Origin of the sequence: Streptomyces sp. NPDC007917 (genome assembly GCF_042959105.1) — a bacterium.
Classification (GTDB): Bacteria; Actinomycetota; Actinomycetes; order Streptomycetales; family Streptomycetaceae; genus Streptomyces.
Window position 1 is genome coordinate 370,857 of record NZ_JBIBKK010000001.1, and the last position, 15,266, is coordinate 386,122.

Genomic DNA, 15,266 nt, shown 5'->3' on the forward strand with positions numbered 1-15,266 from the left:
CCCCCGCTCGCCAGTAGATTCGTCGGTATGGGCAGCTCAGAGGCCGCGCCGAAGGCAACCAGCGAGCGGGCGCGCGACGGCAAGCGCGACAGCAAGCACGACGGCAAGCGCGGCAGCGAGCGCACCGCCACGCCGGGCAGGACGTGCCGCACCATGCGCGACTGGGTCGTGGACGTGTGCTGCATCTCGCTGGCGGCCCTGTTCTCGCTGACGGCCTCCGAGTCGGTGGCCACCGACCCCTCGATGTCGGACGAGGCGCTGTTCGCCGACCTGATGGCCGGGGTGGTGGCCTGTCTCGCGCTGTGGCTGCGCCGCCGCCGGCCGGTCGAGCTGGCGCTTGCGCTGCTCGCCGTCGGCCTGGTCTCGTTCTATGTGTCGGGGCCGCTGCTCGTGGCGCTGTTCACGGTCGCGGTGCACCGGCCGCTGCGGACGGTCGCATGGATCGGCGGGGCGGCGCTGGTCCAGATCTTCGCCGCCCCCGTGCTGCACCCCGACCCCGACCTCGACTACACCGCAGACGTGCTGCTCGGCGCCCTGCTCGTCAGCGGGGCCATCGGCTGGGGCATGTTCGTGCGCTCCCGGCGCCAGCTGCTGGAGTCGCTGCGCGAGCGGGCGGCGCGGGCCGAGGCGGAGGCGGCGCTGCGCGCCGAGCGGACCCAGCGTCTGACGCGCGAGCGGATCGCCCGGGAGATGCACGACGTGCTCGCCCACCGGCTCTCCCTGCTGAGCGTGCACGCGGGCGCGCTGGAGTACCGGGCCGACGCGTCCCCGCAGGAGGTGGCCGAGGCCGCCGGAGTGATACGCAGCAGCGCGCACCAGGCGCTGCAGGACCTGCGCGAGGTGATCGGCGTGCTGCGGGCCCCGGAATCCGGCGCCGAGGGCAGCCCGCCCGACCGGCCGCAGCCGACCCTCGCCGATCTGCCGCGGCTGGTGGAGGAGTCGCGCCGGGCGGGCATGCGGGTGACGCTGTCGGACGAAGCGGGCGTCGCCGGGGCGGGCGCGGCGGCCGTGCCGGGCGCCACGGGCCGTACGGCCTACCGGATCGTGCAGGAGGGGCTGACCAACGCGCGCAAGCACGCGCCCGACGCGGAGGTGATGGTGACGGCGTCGGGGGCGCCCGGCGAGGGGCTGACCGTAGAGGTGCGCAATGCCGTACGCGCCCCGGTGCGCGCCCGCACACCCGCCGAGCCGCCGCGTCACGAGGTCTCCTCGCCTCGCGGGGAGCGGCCGGGGGCGATCCCGATGGCATCGGCGCTCCCCGGGGCGATTCCCGAGGCGATTCCCCGGGCGATTCCCGGGACGCTCCCCGGGGCGATTCCCGGGGCGGGCCAGGGTCTGGCCGGGCTGGCCGAGCGCGCGGCGCTGACGGGCGGCCGGCTGGAGTGCGGCCCTTCCGAGGCCGGGGACTTCCGGCTGTACGCCTGGCTACCGTGGCCCGCATGAGCTCATCCCCACCGGAGTCCACCGACCCCGCGCCCGCGCCTTCCCCGTCCGCGCCGAGCCCGGCGCCCGCGCCGGCTTCCTCCCCCACCCCGATCTCCCCCGCCCCGATCCGCCTGCTGGTCGTCGACGACGACCCGCTGGTCCGCGCCGGGCTGCGGCTGATGCTCGGCGGCGCCTCCTCCGGCATCCGGATCGTCGCCGAGGCGTCCGACGGCGCGGAGGTGGCCGCGCTCGTGGACCGCCACTCCCCCGACGTGGTCCTCATGGACATCCGCATGCCCACGGTGGACGGGCTCGCCGCGACCGAGCAGCTGCGGCAGCGCGAACCCGCCCCCGAGGTGGTGATCCTGACGACGTTCAACGCGGACGAGGATGTGCTGCGGGCGCTGCGCGCCGGGGCGGCGGGCTTCGTGCTCAAGGACACCCCGCCCGCCGACCTCGTCGCGGCCGTGCGACGGGTGGCCTCAGGCGAGCCGGTGCTGTCCCCCACCGTGACCCAGCAGCTCATCGAGCATGTGGCGGGCTCGGGCCGGGACGGGCGGCAGGGGCGGGCCCGGGCGCTGCTTGACCAGTTGAACGACCGGGAGCGCGAGGTCGCGGTCGCCGTGGGCCAGGGCAAGTCGAACGCGGAGATCTCCGCGGGCCTGTTCATGAGTGTCGCGACCGTCAAGACGCATGTGTCACGGATCCTGACCAAGCTGGATCTCAACAACCGCGTACAGATCGCGCTGCTGGCCCACGACGCGGGCCTGTTGGAATGACGCTCCCTGAAACCTCACGACAGCCTCACGGCGACCGGACAACCTCGCGGCAACCTCAGGGCGCGGTGGGTGACTCGGCCTCGTAGGCCTTGTGCAGCAGCTCCAGGAAGGACGGCGCGTCGGGCAGCGAGACGGAGCCGATCCGGCTCACCGCCACGCCCGGCGTCCAGGAGTTCATGACCACGCCCCCGGCCAGCGTCGGCAGATCGGCGAGCGTGACCTGCTGGACGCGCTGGGGCACGCCGAGGCGGTCCAGTTGCCGACGGACGATGCCCATGGTGATCCCGCCCAGCACCTCGGCCTGGGGCCAGATCACGGAATCACCGTCCCAGAAGGCGAGATTCCAGATCGTCGCCTCGCTGAGCCGCCCCCGCCGGTCGACGAAGGCGGCGTCGTCGAAGCCCTCCGCGACGGCCCGGCGCAGGAGGTACGTCTTGGCCACCTCGCCGACATGCTTCACGGCCGGGAGGAACCGTTCGTGTTCGACCGCCGCCAGCGCCAGCGGGCCCTCCGGGCCCAGGGAGGGCGGTCCGGTACGGACCAGCACCTCGGGCTCGGCCTCGGCCCCGGCCGCGGTGAACTCGCCCGCCCTCGAGTGGACCGTGGCCGTCAGCGAGAGGTCGGCCGGGCCGGCCTCCAGCGCCGTCCGCAGATACGACCGCACCTGTTCGTCGGCCAGCGCACGGCCGAACAGCTCCACCGAGGCGGTCCGCAGCCGCTCCAGGTGGAGGTCGAGTCCACGGACCCGGCCCCCGCGCACCTGCATGGCGGTGAAGTGGGCGTAGCCCGCGAAGGCGAGCGGCGCCAGCTCCTCGGCGGTGGCCGCCCGGCCGTTACGGTGCGCGACAAAAGACGTCATGATCGCTCCAGGGGTACAGATCAGCGTTTACGGATTCGTCCAAGGGGGCGAGCTGAATCCCCGCTCGCGGGATGACGCTAAGCCTTCACATCAATGAGAAGGTCAAGCCGCATCTGACGGACCGCCTGCTGATCGGGGCCGCTCCGAAAATGCCTGGACACTGAGCCGCCGGCCCGCATAGAGTGCGGGCACGCCCGTGATCGAGGAAGGAGGCGTGAGCCATGAACACAACGACGTCCCCGCGCTCCCGCCCCTTGTCCACCGGGCGTACCGCCGTCTGATCACCGATCCGACCGGGAGCGCATCGCATTCCCGGAAGGAATCCCGTGACCGAGCTGGTCATCCGCGCGCTCACCGAGAGCGACGCACATCTCTTTCACACCCTGCACGTCCCCGCGCTCGTCGGCCGCGCCCGCTTCGGCCACACCTACCGCACCCGCGCCGAGGGCGGCGACTACCGCCCCGACTGGACCTGGGTCGCGCTGCGCGACGGCCGTGTGGTCGCCCGCGCCGCCTGGTGGGGCTCGGCCGACGACAAGGCGCCCATAGCTCTGGACTGGTTCGACTTCGCCGACGGCGAGGCCGACGCGGCGGCGGAGTTGCTGCGCTCCGCCCCGCTGCGCGCCGAGTACAGCCTGCTGGTGGCGCCCGGCTGGCGCGAGAGGCCCGAGGAGCGGGCCGCGGCTCAGGCCCGGGTCGACGCCGCGGTCGCCGCCGGGATGGAGCCGCTGGTGGAGCGCTACCGGTACGAGTGGACGCCCGAGTGCGGGCTTCCCGAGCGGCCGGGGCGGCTGGAGTTCCGGCCCGAGCCCGATGACGCGAAGATCGCCGAGGCGCTGCGCCGCATCATGCCGGGCACGCTCGACGCACACGACCTGCGGGCCATGGCCCAAGGGGGCGTCGATGCCCCGGTGCGCGAGCTGTTGGACTTCCTGAGCTGGTGCCCGTCGCCGCGCGAGTGGTGGCGGCTGGCGTGGACGCCCGAGGGGGAGCTGGTCGGCATCCAGGTGCCCGCGCACAACCCGTCCGGCCCGTGCGTCGGCTACATCGGGGTGGTCGAGGAGCAGCGCGGCCACGGCTACGCCTACGACCTGCTGGTGGAGTGCACCCACGATCTGGTGGAGCGGGGCGCGACGAAGATCGCGGCCGCCACCGACCAGCCCAACCTCCCGATGGCCGCGCACTTCGCCAAGGCGGGCTATCCCATCACCCAGGAGCGCATCGACCTGGTCTGATGCCCGTGCCATGCTGCGCGGCGCACCCCGCGTCGCGCAGCATGGTCTCCCAGGCACCGCTGAGGTGAGGAGACGTCAGTGCTGTTCGAGGTGTGGGCGCCGCGCGCCGGGCGGGTCGAGCTCCATCTGGAGGGCCGTACGCACCCCATGGAGCGCGATCCGGCCCGGGAGGGGTGGTGGCGGGCGGCGGGCGAGGCGGGGCCCGGCGCGCGTTACGGCTTCGCGCTGGACGGCGGCGCGCCGCTGCCCGACCCGCGCTCCCGCCGCCAGCCCGACGGCCCCGAGGGTCTGAGCGCGGTCGTCGACCCGGCCGGCTTCGGGTGGCGGCGGGAGTGGTGGGGGCGGCCGCTGCCGGGCGCGGTCCTGTACGAGCTGCACATCGGCACCTTCACCCGCGAGGGCACCTTCGACGCGGCCGCCCGGCGCCTGCCGCACCTCGCGGAACTCGGCGTGACGCACATCGAGTTGATGCCGGTCTGCCCGTTCCCGGGGGCGCACGGCTGGGGGTACGACGGCGTGGCGCCGTGGGCGGTGCACGAGCCGTACGGGGGGCCGGAAGGGCTCGCGCGCTTCGTGGACGCCGCGCACGGCCACGGCCTCGGGGTGGTTCTGGACGTCGTCCACAACCATCTGGGCCCCTCCGGCAACCATCTCCCGGAGTTCGGCCCGTACTTCACCGACGCCCACCACACCCCGTGGGGGGCCGCCGTCAACCTGGACGCCGCCGGCTCCGACGAGGTCCGCGCGTACTTCCTGAGCAGCGCCCTCGCCTGGCTGCGCGACTACCGCCTGGACGGGCTGCGGCTCGACGCGGTGCACGCGCTGCGCGACACCCGCGCCCGCCACTTCCTGGCCGAGCTGTCCGCCGCCGTGGACGCGCTGGCCGCCCGGGTGGGCCGGCCGCTGTTCCTCATCGGCGAGTCGGACCTGAACGACCCGCGCACCACGACCCCGCGCGAGGCGGGCGGCCACGGGCTGCACGCGCAGTGGAACGACGACTTCCACCACGCCCTCCACACCCTCCTCACCGGCGAACAGCAGGGCTATTACGCCGACTTCGCCGCCGAGGGGGCGCATGCCCTCACCAAGACCCTGCTCGGCGGCTTCTTCCACGACGGCACGTACTCGGCGTTCCGCGGCCGTAGCCACGGCGCCCCGCTGAACACCCTGACCACCCCCGCGTACCGCCTGCTCGGCTACGCCCAGACCCACGACCAGATCGGCAACCGCGCGGTCGGCGACCGGCTCTCCGCCCGGCTCTCCCCCGGGCTGCTGGCCTGCGCGGCCGCCGTCGTGCTGTGCTCGCCCTTCACCCCGATGCTCTTCATGGGCGAGGAGTGGGGGGCGGGCACGCCCTGGCAGTACTTCACGGACCATCAGGACCCGGAGCTGGCCGAGGCCGTACGGCGCGGCCGGCGCCGGGAGTTCGCCGCCCACGGCTGGGCGGAGGAGGACGTCCCCGACCCGCAGGACCCGGCGACGCGGCTGCGCTCCTGCCTGGACTGGACCGAGCCGTCCCGCGAACCGCATGCGAAGCTGCTCGACTGGCACCGGCGGCTGATCGCCCTGCGCCGCTCCGAACCGGCCCTGACCGACCCCCGGTGGTCCGCCACCCGCCTGTCCGTCCCCGCGGACGGCTGCGTCAGCTTCTGGCGCGGACCGCTGGGCGTCGTGATCAACCCGTACGACCGCCCGGCCGAGGCCCGGCTCGGCCCGCACGCCGGCGGCCCCCTCGATGTCGTCGCCGCCTGGCGGCCCGTCGAGCCGCCCGCCGCGGACGGCACCCTGCGGCTGCCGCCGGAGACGGCCGTGGTGCTGCGGCGGGGCGCCCCGCGGGGGCCGGGGGTCAGCCCTCCTCCGGCTCCAGACGCAGCGAGATCGAGTTGATGCAGTAGCGCTGGTCGGTCGGGGTCGGGTAGCCCTCGCCCGCGAAGACGTGGCCGAGGTGGGAGCCGCAGCGGGCGCAGCGGACCTCGGTGCGGACCATGCCGAGCGAGCGGTCCTCGATCAGTTCGACGGCGGAGGAGTCGGCCGGGTCGTAGAAGGACGGCCAGCCGCAGTGGCTCTCGAACTTGGTCGCGGAGCGGAACAGCTCGGCCCCGCAGGCCCGGCAGGAGTAGACGCCGGCCGTCTTGGTGTCGGTGTACTCACCCGTGAAGGCGCGCTCGGTGCCGGCCTCGCGGAGGACGTGGTACTCCTGCGGGGTCAGCTCCGCGCGCCACTGCTCTTCCGGCTTGTCGATCTCGTACGACATGGACTCACACTCTCCTAGCTCTCCGGGCTGTCGACGCTCCGCAGGCGGGCGAGGATCTCCGGACCGAGATCGGTGACATCGCCCGCGCCCATGGTGAGAACAAGGTCACCGGGCTTGGCCATTCCGGCGATCAGCTCGGGGACCGCCGTCCGGTCGTGCTCGGCGGTGACGTCCGCGCCGTGGCCGGCGGCGGCGTCGATGATCAGGGCGCTGGTGATGCCGGGGACGGGGTCCTCGCGGGCGGGGTAGATGTCCAGGACGACACTGGCGTCGGCGAGGGTGAGCGCCTGGCCCATCTCGACGCCCAGCTCGCGGGTGCGGCTGAAGAGGTGCGGCTGGAAGACGACCAGCACCCGGCCGTCGCCCGCGCCGCCGCGGATCGCCTCGAGGTCGGCGGAGATCTCGGTGGGGTGGTGGGCGTAGGAGTCGATGACCTGCACCCCGGCCGCGACGCCCTTGAGCTGGAGGCGGCGCCTGACGCCCGTGTACGAGGCGAGGGCGGGGGCCAGCTCGCGGGCGGGGACGCCGAGGGCTGTGCCCGCGGTCAGGGCGGCGACGGCGTTGAGGGCGTAGTGGCGGCCGGGCACGGAGACGGTGAAGGTCAGCTCGCCGCCGCCCAGGGTGTCCGGGAGGAGGACGGTGACCTCGCTGGTCAGCCCCCGCTGGGTGATGTCCAGGACGCGCACGTCCGCGCCCGGGTCCTCGCCGTAGGTCAGCACGCGCAGACCGTCACGACCGGTGACGCGGCCGGTCAGCTCGCGGGCGCCGGGGTGGTCGGCGGAGACGACCAGCGCGCCGCCGGGCCGGATCCGCTCCACGAAGGTCTTAAACGACTCGTGGATCTCCTCCATCGAGGCGTAGTTGGCGTGGTGGTCGAGCTCCACATTGAGGATGATCGCGACCTCGGGCGCGTACTTGTGGAAGCTGCGGTCGCTTTCGTCGGCCTCGGCGACGAAGATCTCGCCGCCGCCGTGGTGGGCGTTGGAGCCGGGGGCGTCCAGGTCGCCGCCGATCGCGTACGACGGGTCGAGGCCGAGGGTGGTGAGGGAGACGGCCAGCATGGAGGTGGTGGTCGTCTTGCCGTGGGTGCCCGCGACCGCGATCGGGCGGGCGCCGTCCATCAGGCCGGCCAGCGCGTCGGAGCGGTGTATGACGGGGATGCCGCGCTCGGCGGCCGCCGTCAGCTCGGCGTTGTCGGCGCGGATCGCGCTGGAGACGACCACGCTGGTGGCGTCGGTCGCCAGATGCTCGGCGGCGTGGCCGATGTGCACGCTCACCCCGAGGGCGCGCAGCGCCTCCACGGTCGGGGAGTCCTTGGAGTCGCTGCCCGCGACCCGCGAGCCGCGCATGGCGAGGATCTTCGCGATGCCCGACATCCCGGCGCCGCCGATGCCGATGAAGTGCGGTCGGGCCATCGCGTCGGAGGCAAAGCCGGCCGGTGCCATGTGCGGGTCTCCCCTGGGTCGCGGTTCGTCGCTGTCGGGCCCGATTCTCGCACCTTGCGGGGAGGCGTTCGGCGAAGGCCCGTCCGGCACACCGGCGGGGGCGGGTGCGGGAGGGGCGCGGGCGGTTCGGGGCGGGAGCGCGCCGCGTGGTCAGGCGCCCGTCGCCGGCTGCTCCTCGTCGGCCGCGTGCGAGAAGAGCTTGAGCACCGGGACGCCCACCTTGTGCCGCGCCCGCGACGCCCAGTCGCGGTGGAAGAACTCCTCCACGAAGTGCGGCTCGGTCAGCACGATCACCTCGTCCGCGCCGGCCTGCTCGACCACGCCGCGCAGCGCGTCCAGCGGATGGCGCTGGACGACCTCCCCGCGGGCCTCGCTGCCCGCCGCGCGCAGGGCGGCGAGGGAAAGGCGCAGGGCGCGCTCGGCGGGCTCCAGCGCCTCCTGGCCCTCCGGTTCCTCGCGCTCCTGGACGGCGTGTTCCAGATCGCCGAGCGCGATGTCGTCGATCGCGCGCAGCAGCCGGTCCTTGCTGCCCCGTGGCTGCATGAGCACGACGAAGGAGACCGGGTCGTCGCCGTGCAGGGTGGTGACGAATTCCACGTCGACGGGGCTCAGAGGCTTCTCGATCATCAATACGCTCGTGAACACGGCCGGCGCCCTCTCCTGCGATTTATTCCGCATATTCCCTTTTTAACTCAACCCAATTATCGCCTTATTGCTGCTTCCGACGGTAGCTGGTGAAAAGAAACCCGGCGTCCTCCAACACGGAAAACAGAGAGAACTGTTCCGGTTCCACCAGCGCCGGACCGTTGACGATCCGCGCCGCGTCGCCCGCCGCGACCAGCGGGGCCAGCGACAGACACAGCTCGTCCAGCACCCCGGCCGCCGCGAACTGCCCGAGCAGCTTGGGCCCGCCCTCCGTCAGCAGCCGCGTCAGGCCGCGCTCGGCGAGCGCGGCCACCACCCGCGCCGGATCGACCCTGGCCCCCTCCCCCGCAAGGATCACCTCGGCGCCCGACCGCCGGGCCGCCGCCAGGCGGTCCGCGGGGGCCTGCGCGCCGGTGACCACGAGCGTGGGCACCAGCGGCTCGGTGAACAGCGGCAGCGAGAAGTCCAGGTCCAGGCTCGCGCTGACCACGGCGATCGCGGGCACCGGCGGGCGGCCCTGCGCCGCACGCCGTGCGACGAACGCCTCGCGGGCGCGGGCCGGGCGGTAGCCCTCCTTGCGTACGGTCTCGGCGCCGACCACGACCGCGTCGGCCAGCCCGCGCAGCACCCCGAAGATCCGCATGTCGGCGGCGGAGGACAGCTGCTGCGACCGCCCGTCGTGGTGGGCGGCTCCGTCCAGCGAGGACACCATGTTGGCCCGCAGCCAGGCCGCCGGGGGCCGCCCCGGCCCGGCCGGGAGGTCCGGATAGGCGTACGCCTCGGCCAGCTCGTCCAGCCCCCACTCGCGGTCTTCTCGGCGCTCCCGGCCGTCTCGTGGGGACGTTTCCGGGCGCGCTTCGACGGGCGCTTCGGCGGGCGTTTCGGCGGGCGAAGGGAACAAGCGTCGCATGGGCCGCAGTGTGACATGCCTCCCTATCGGGCGGTCACCTCCCCCGAAGCGACTACGCTGGGAGTTTGTGTCATCGCGAACCACCACGACCGACAGCCCCGCGGGTCCGATAGCCGAGCAGACCCCCGCCGCTCTCGCCTCCCGTACGCCGCACGTCCCCGCCGAGCGTCTGGTGGCGGAGATGGTCCCGCCTCCGCGCTTCTCGACGGTGAGCTTCGACAACTACATCCCCGACCCGGGGCAGCCCAGCCAGGCCACGGCCGTGAAGGAGCTGGCGGCCTTCGCCACCTCCATCAGCGGCGACAGCGGGCCGGGGGACGGCCGCCGCAGGAGCTGGTTCCGCCGGGAGACCAGGCCCGCCGCGCCGCGCGGCCCGCGCGGGATGTATCTGGACGGCGGCTACGGCGTCGGCAAGACCCATCTGCTGGCCTCCCTCTGGCACGCCACCGCGGCCCCGCCCGAGCGGAAGGCGTTCGGCACCTTCGTCGAGCTGACCAACCTCGTCGGCGCCCTCGGCTTCCAGCAGACCGTGCGGACCCTCAGCGGCCACCGGCTGCTGTGCATCGACGAGTTCGAGCTGGACGACCCGGGCGACACGGTGCTGGTCTCCACGCTGCTCGGCAAGCTCGTCGACGCGGGCGTGGCGCTGGCCGCCACGTCCAACACCCTCCCCGGCAAGCTCGGCGAGGGCCGGTTCGCCGCGGCCGACTTCCTGCGCGAGATCCAGGGCCTGTCCGCCCACTTCCGGACGCTGCGCATCGACGGCGAGGACTACCGCCACCGAGGTCTGCCGGAGGCCCCCGCCCCGTACTCGGCCGAGACCGTCACCCGCGCCGCGCACCGCACGCCCGGGGCCTCGCTCGACGACTTCCCCTCCCTCCTCGAGCACCTTTCCCGGGTCCACCCGAGCCGCTACGGCGCGATGTGCGACGAGATCGAGGCGGTGTGCCTGACCGGGGTCGGGCCGGTGCCCGACCAGTCGACCGCGCTGCGGCTGGTGGTGCTGGCGGACCGGCTGTACGACCGCGAGGTGCCGGTGCTGGCGTCCGGGGTGCCGTTCGACCGTCTCTTCAGCGAGGAGATGCTCCAGGGCGGCTACCGGAAGAAGTACTTCCGGGCGATATCGCGGCTCACGGCGCTCGCGCGGGACGCGAAGCGGCTGGCGGAGTAGCGGGGGCGCCGGGGGCGGTGGCTGGGCCGCGCGGCCTACCCGCGGGCGTGGCCGTTGATCGCATGGTTCCCGCGCGGGAATCCGCGTGATACACACGTGCGGTCACATTTCCTGTCCGCCAGCAGGGAGTTACCGCATGTCAGTAACGCGACGTCAGGTCCTGGCCCGCAGTGGTGCGGCCGGAGCCGCCATCGCCTTCGCAGGCAACATCTCCGAACTCTTCGCCGGTACGGCCGTGGCCGCCGAGCCCGGCCCGGAGGCCGCGGCCGGCTCCGGCGGCTACGGCCCGCTCGTCCCCGACCCCGACGGCCTGCTCGACCTCCCCGAGGGCTTCCGCTACCGGGTGCTCTCCCGCGAGGGCGACGAGCTGCGCTCCGGCGAGGGCAAGGTCCCCAGCCACCACGACGGCATGGCCGCCTTCCCCGGCCGGGCCGGCACCAGAGCCCGCACCCACCTGGTCCGCAACCACGAGAACCGCCCCACCGCCGCGATCCGCGTCCCCGCCGTCCAGGGCCTCACCTACGACCCCATGGGCATGGGCGGCTGTACGGCCCTCGAACTCGACGCCGGCAACCGCGTCCTCGCCGAGCACGTCGCCATCGCCGGCACCGCCGTCAACTGCGCGGGCGGCCCCACACCCTGGAACACCTGGCTGACCTGCGAGGAGACCGAGGACAAGGCCGGCACCAACGGCTACACCAAGGACCACGGCTTCATCTTCGAGGTCGACCCGTACGACCCGCGCCGCACCGGCGCCGTGCCGCTGACCGCCATGGGCCGCTTCCAGCACGAAGCCATCGCGATCGACCCGCGCAGCGGAATCGTCTACGAGACCGAGGACGCCTTCGAGAAGCCCTTCGGCCTCTTCTACCGCTTCCAGCCGCGCAAGCCGCTCGGCGGCACGGGGTCGCTGCGCGCGGGCGGCGACCTGTACGCGATGCGCGTGCCCGGCGTACGCGACCTGTCGGCCGTCCAGGAGACCGGCACGACCTTCGACGGCATCGAGTGGGTGCCGGTCCCCGACCCGCTCGCCCAGCAGACGCCCATCCGGTTCCAGGACTTCGGTCCCAAGGGCATCACCCACGCCCAGAAGCTGGAGGGCTGCTACTGGGGCGGCTCGTCCGTCTACTTCGTCTCCAGCTTCGCCAAGAGCGCGGACGGCTCGGCCGCCGACCACTACGGGCAGATCTGGAGGTACGACCCGCGGCAGCGGCGGCTCACCCTGGTGATCGTCTTCGGCCCGAGCACGGACGTCCAGCTGCCCGGCGAGTCACCCGACAACATCACGCTCGCGCCCAGCGGCGGCCTGATGGTCTGCGAGGACGGCAACGGCGCGCAGCATGTCTTCGGGCTGAGCAGGCGCGGGGAGGTCTATCCGATGGCGCGCGGACGCCAGAACATCGGAACCCCGGAAGAGCCCGAGTGGGGCGAGTTCGCAGGGGTGACCTTCGCGCCGGACCGGCGCACGATGTACGTGAACTGCTACACCCCGGGCACGACCTTCGCGGTGACGGGGCCCTGGCGCCACTGAGTCCCCGGCTACGGCCTGCGCGGCTTGCTTCCGGGCTCGGTCAGCCGGAGCAGGCCGTGCGCTGGGCCTCCTGCCACTCGCAGACGGGGCACAGCGTGACCCCGGGCCGCGACGCGGGGTACTCGGTCGGCTCGCCGCACAGCACGCAGTCCGCGTACGGCGGGCCGGCGTCGTCGCGGTCCGGGCCCGGGCTGACCGCAGGCTCGCAGTAACCCGGCGTGAGGTCGTCCGTACGGTCATCCATGCGCCCGACCCTACGCCGGGGCGGCCCGAGCGCCCGCCGGGATCTCAGGACCGCCGTGAGCTGAGCGCGCAGGCCAGCGCGGTCGCCCCCGCGGCGGCCGCGCCGGTCAGGGCGAGCGGCACCAGGGGCAGCGTCACCGTGCCGGTGTGCGAGCCGCTGACCAGGCCGGATACGACGGCGTTGGCGGGGGACGCCGAGACCACCAGCACCAGCAGCGAGGCGATCGCGGTGGCCTGGACGCCCCAGCCGGTGCTGAGCAGCAGCGGACGGCTGAACAGCGCGCCGATCGCCGCGCCCAGCAGGGCGCAGGTGAGAGCCGCGAGCAGCCCGGCGGCCGTCGCGTCCCAGCGGGAGACGTCGATCCGCTGGTCGGAGGTCTTCGGATCGCTGATCAACGCGATGAACAGCGCCCCCACGACGCCGAGCCCCGCCGCCGCGGCCAGCCCGGTGAGCACGGAGCTGAGATGGACCCGGGCGGGGCCGGCCGCCGCGGCGGCGCAGTTGCGCGCGGCGGGCGGCTCGTTGCCGACGCATACCCGCACCAGCCAGGCCGCGATGGGCAGCAGGGCGGCCGCGGCGTACCCGAAGGAGTCGAGGATCGGCTGCCCCGCCATCACGCCGATGGCCATGAACGCGCCATAGAGGACGACCGGCGCCACCCAGCGCTGCGAGCGGGCCAGCAGCGCGGCGTGATAGCGCAGCAGAGCGGGCAGCGCACGGCCGCCGCCCGCCCCGGCGGTGGCCGACCGCGGTACGGGCGCACGGCCGCCCGCCCCGGCCCGCCGCGGTACGGGCGCGGACCCCGCGCCGGACCCCCGCCCGGCTCGCCCCCGCGGCCCGTCGCCGGGCCCCTGGTCCGTGGCGTGACCCGCCACGGGCGTCACCGCCCGGATGTGCCACGGCGGGCGCGCGGTGAGCAGCGCGCGCAGCAGCGCGTCGGAGTGGGCGGCGGCGACCGTCAGCCGGACCACGGAGCCGACGCCGCCCCGGCCCGGCTCGCCGACCGGGGCACCCGGCAGGCCGTCCGGCACCACGGCCCCGGGCGGGCCCTCCACCTCCACGCATACGCGCGCCTCGGCCGCGGTCGCCTGCGGCCGCGCGTTCGCGAGGCGCCGCACCTCGGCGGCGGACGCGTCACACACCGCCGTATGGCCGGGCTCCCCGGCCCCGTACGAGCCCCCGTCCCGCGGCCCACCCGGCGCGCCGTCCACGCCGAGCGACGGGTCGCCCGGGAGGGGCGCGGCGGACGTGTCCCGCGCCCGTACGAGCCGGGTGTCGGTGATGTGGAGGATCTCGTCGGCGGAGGAGGCCAGGCGGCGGGGGTCGTGGTCGACGTAGACGACGGTCGCGCCGGCCGTGACGCGGGAGATGACCGCCTCGTCGAGCGTGGCGCGGGCGTCCTGGTCGAGGCCGGTCCAGGCCTCGTCCAGGACGAGGAGGCCGGGGGCGGCCAGGAGGGCCTGGGCGACGGCGACCTTTTGGCTGGTGCCCTTGGACAGCTCGGCGAGCGGGGTGTGGGCGTGTCCGGCCGCGTCGAACCGCTCCAGCCACTCCTCGGCGCCGCGCGCCGCCGTGGCGCGGTCGAGGCCGTGGAGGCGGCCGAGGTGGGTGAGGTAGCCGAGGGCGGTGAAGGGGAGGTCCGCGGGGAAGCGCTCGGGGACGTACGCGGTGCGCGGACGGGCGGAGATCCGGCCGGTGGTGGGGGCGTCGATACCGGCGAGCAGCCGCAGGAGGGTGGACTTGCCGCTGCCGTTGCTCCCCATCACCCGGATCAGCGAGCCCGGTCGGACCTCCAGGTCGACGCCGCGCAGCACCCACGCCCCTCGCAGGCCGTAGCGGCGGCCAACTCCACGCAGTCTCATAACGGTTGAGCCTATGCGGTCGAGGACGTTCCGGGGGCGCCGACGGCGCGGGTGGCACACTGGGGCGCGTGACCAGCTCCGACACCCGTCCCAACGCCCCCGCCGGCTCCGACGACCGCGTCCGCACCAGCGCGTTCCGGCGCTCGGAGACCGACCGGGACGCCGCGCCGCAGTTCGTGCTGCCCTTGGTGGTGCGCATCGAGAAGGCCGCTCCGCCCGCCCGTACGGACGCCCTGGAGACGGCGGCGCGCGCCGTGCTGGTGCTGCTGTCGGACGAGCGGGCGACGGCGCCGGACGGCGAGTGGGCCGAGGCCGTACGGAGCTGGCAGGACGCCCGGATCCGCAAGGTCGTGCGGCGGGCGCGGGGCGCTGAGTGGCGGCGGGCCGGGACGCTGCCGGGGATCACGGTCGGCGGCCGGGCGGCCGTGGACGGCGGACCGCCGGCGGCACAGGTGCGGGTCTTCCCTCCGGTGCCGCTCGACGGCTGGCCGAAGGACTTGGCCAAGCTGCAGGTCTCGGGCACCGAACTGGACGACCCCGAGCCGCCGCCCGCGCCTGACCTGGCCGGGCCGGTGCTGTGGCTGAACCCGGAGGTCACCATGTCGGCGGGCAAGGCGATGGCGCAGGCCGGGCACGGCGCGCAGCTCGCCTGGTGGGAGCTGGACGACGCGGCGCGCGCGGCCTGGCGCGCGGCGGGCTTCCCGCTGTCGGTGCGCACCCCGTCGGCGGAGCGCTGGGCCTCTCTGGTCGCCGGCGGGCTGCCCGTGGTGCGTGACGCGGGGTACACCGAGATCGCGCCCGGCTCGTGCACGGTCGTCGCGGACCACCCGGCCCTGCGCGGCCCCGGCGGCCCGGGGCACCGGGCGGACGGGGTCTGATCAGCCCCTTCATCAGGCCGGATGAGGC

At 74.4% G+C, this 15,266-nt stretch carries 14 protein-coding genes; 7 read left to right on the top strand and 7 right to left on the bottom strand.

Annotation, left to right across the window (positions count from 1 at the left end; genetic code table 11):
• The first annotated feature begins 27 nt into the window (after window positions 1-27).
• Together ACFZDL_RS01630 and ACFZDL_RS01635 are read left to right on the top strand one after the other, a co-directional pair.
• Complete coding sequence (locus ACFZDL_RS01630; protein ID WP_353590772.1) at window positions 28-1,443, top strand: histidine kinase; 1,416 nt, start codon at window positions 28-30, stop codon at window positions 1,441-1,443.
• Window positions 1,440-2,204, top strand: coding sequence for a response regulator transcription factor (locus ACFZDL_RS01635; RefSeq protein ID WP_353590773.1), 765 nt, complete (start codon window positions 1,440-1,442; stop codon window positions 2,202-2,204). Before ACFZDL_RS01630 ends, ACFZDL_RS01635 begins: the two co-directional genes overlap by 4 nt.
• Window positions 2,205-2,259: 55 nt before the next feature.
• On the opposite strand, the gene ACFZDL_RS01640 is transcribed toward ACFZDL_RS01635, so the two are convergent.
• On the bottom strand, window positions 2,260-3,063 hold the full coding sequence (locus tag ACFZDL_RS01640) for an aminotransferase class IV family protein (protein WP_353590774.1): 804 nt from the start codon (window positions 3,061-3,063) through the stop codon (window positions 2,260-2,262).
• A 326-nt stretch (window positions 3,064-3,389) separates the two neighbouring features.
• Here ACFZDL_RS01640 and ACFZDL_RS01645 point away from each other — a divergent pair, with 326 nt between their 5' ends.
• Entirely contained in the window at window positions 3,390-4,298 is a 909-nt protein-coding gene (locus tag ACFZDL_RS01645) for a GNAT family N-acetyltransferase (RefSeq protein ID WP_353590775.1), read from the top strand.
• 78 nt (window positions 4,299-4,376) lie between these two features.
• Window positions 4,377-6,185, top strand: coding sequence for a malto-oligosyltrehalose trehalohydrolase (gene treZ / locus ACFZDL_RS01650; protein WP_353590776.1), 1,809 nt, complete (start codon window positions 4,377-4,379; stop codon window positions 6,183-6,185).
• Here the strand turns inward: treZ and msrB are convergent.
• From msrB to ACFZDL_RS01670, 4 genes are all read right to left on the bottom strand, one after another.
• Window positions 6,145-6,552 (bottom strand): peptide-methionine (R)-S-oxide reductase MsrB, encoded by a 408-nt coding sequence (msrB, locus tag ACFZDL_RS01655; RefSeq protein ID WP_353590777.1) that lies wholly within the window; start codon window positions 6,550-6,552, stop codon window positions 6,145-6,147. The genes treZ and msrB overlap by 41 nt on opposite strands.
• Before the next feature lie 14 nt (window positions 6,553-6,566).
• Window positions 6,567-7,997, bottom strand: coding sequence for a UDP-N-acetylmuramate--L-alanine ligase (gene murC / locus ACFZDL_RS01660; protein ID WP_353590778.1), 1,431 nt, complete (start codon window positions 7,995-7,997; stop codon window positions 6,567-6,569).
• Window positions 7,998-8,147: 150 nt separating this feature from the next.
• Entirely contained in the window at window positions 8,148-8,624 is a 477-nt protein-coding gene (locus tag ACFZDL_RS01665; RefSeq protein WP_353590779.1) for an indole-3-glycerol phosphate synthase, read from the bottom strand.
• An 82-nt stretch (window positions 8,625-8,706) separates the two neighbouring features.
• A complete protein-coding gene (locus ACFZDL_RS01670) occupies window positions 8,707-9,552 on the bottom strand; it encodes a pyrimidine reductase family protein (RefSeq protein WP_353590780.1) in 846 nt (281 codons plus the stop codon).
• A 67-nt stretch (window positions 9,553-9,619) separates the two neighbouring features.
• On the opposite strand from ACFZDL_RS01670, the gene zapE reads away from it, so the two are divergent.
• Both zapE and ACFZDL_RS01680 read left to right on the top strand, forming a co-directional pair.
• Complete coding sequence (gene zapE, locus ACFZDL_RS01675; RefSeq protein WP_353590781.1) at window positions 9,620-10,723, top strand: cell division protein ZapE; 1,104 nt, start codon at window positions 9,620-9,622, stop codon at window positions 10,721-10,723.
• A gap of 136 nt (window positions 10,724-10,859) precedes the next feature.
• Complete coding sequence (locus ACFZDL_RS01680; RefSeq protein WP_353590782.1) at window positions 10,860-12,254, top strand: PhoX family protein; 1,395 nt, start codon at window positions 10,860-10,862, stop codon at window positions 12,252-12,254.
• A gap of 40 nt (window positions 12,255-12,294) precedes the next feature.
• On the opposite strand, the gene ACFZDL_RS01685 is transcribed toward ACFZDL_RS01680, so the two are convergent.
• Entirely contained in the window at window positions 12,295-12,498 is a 204-nt protein-coding gene (locus tag ACFZDL_RS01685; protein WP_353590783.1) for a hypothetical protein, read from the bottom strand.
• A 44-nt stretch (window positions 12,499-12,542) separates the two neighbouring features.
• Entirely contained in the window at window positions 12,543-14,360 is a 1,818-nt protein-coding gene (locus ACFZDL_RS01690) for an ATP-binding cassette domain-containing protein (RefSeq protein WP_353590784.1), read from the bottom strand.
• A 68-nt stretch (window positions 14,361-14,428) separates the two neighbouring features.
• Here ACFZDL_RS01690 and ACFZDL_RS01695 point away from each other — a divergent pair, with 68 nt between their 5' ends.
• A complete protein-coding gene (locus tag ACFZDL_RS01695) occupies window positions 14,429-15,238 on the top strand; it encodes a peptidyl-tRNA hydrolase (RefSeq protein ID WP_353590785.1) in 810 nt (269 codons plus the stop codon).
• Window positions 15,239-15,266: the final 28 nt, after the last annotated feature.

Coding starts and splice junctions, on each gene's coding strand:
- ACFZDL_RS01630 (WP_353590772.1), top strand. CDS start 28: ATGGGCAGCTCAGAGGCCGCGCCGAAGGCAACCAGCGAGCGGGCGCGC.
- ACFZDL_RS01685 (WP_353590783.1), bottom strand. CDS start 12,498: ATGGATGACCGTACGGACGACCTCACGCCGGGTTACTGCGAGCCTGCG.
- ACFZDL_RS01670 (WP_353590780.1), bottom strand. CDS start 9,552: ATGCGACGCTTGTTCCCTTCGCCCGCCGAAACGCCCGCCGAAGCGCCC.
- ACFZDL_RS01665 (WP_353590779.1), bottom strand. CDS start 8,624: ATGATCGAGAAGCCTCTGAGCCCCGTCGACGTGGAATTCGTCACCACC.
- ACFZDL_RS01690 (WP_353590784.1), bottom strand. CDS start 14,360: ATGAGACTGCGTGGAGTTGGCCGCCGCTACGGCCTGCGAGGGGCGTGG.
- murC (WP_353590778.1), bottom strand. CDS start 7,997: ATGGCACCGGCCGGCTTTGCCTCCGACGCGATGGCCCGACCGCACTTC.
- ACFZDL_RS01635 (WP_353590773.1), top strand. CDS start 1,440: ATGAGCTCATCCCCACCGGAGTCCACCGACCCCGCGCCCGCGCCTTCC.
- msrB (WP_353590777.1), bottom strand. CDS start 6,552: ATGTCGTACGAGATCGACAAGCCGGAAGAGCAGTGGCGCGCGGAGCTG.
- ACFZDL_RS01680 (WP_353590782.1), top strand. CDS start 10,860: ATGTCAGTAACGCGACGTCAGGTCCTGGCCCGCAGTGGTGCGGCCGGA.
- ACFZDL_RS01640 (WP_353590774.1), bottom strand. CDS start 3,063: ATGACGTCTTTTGTCGCGCACCGTAACGGCCGGGCGGCCACCGCCGAG.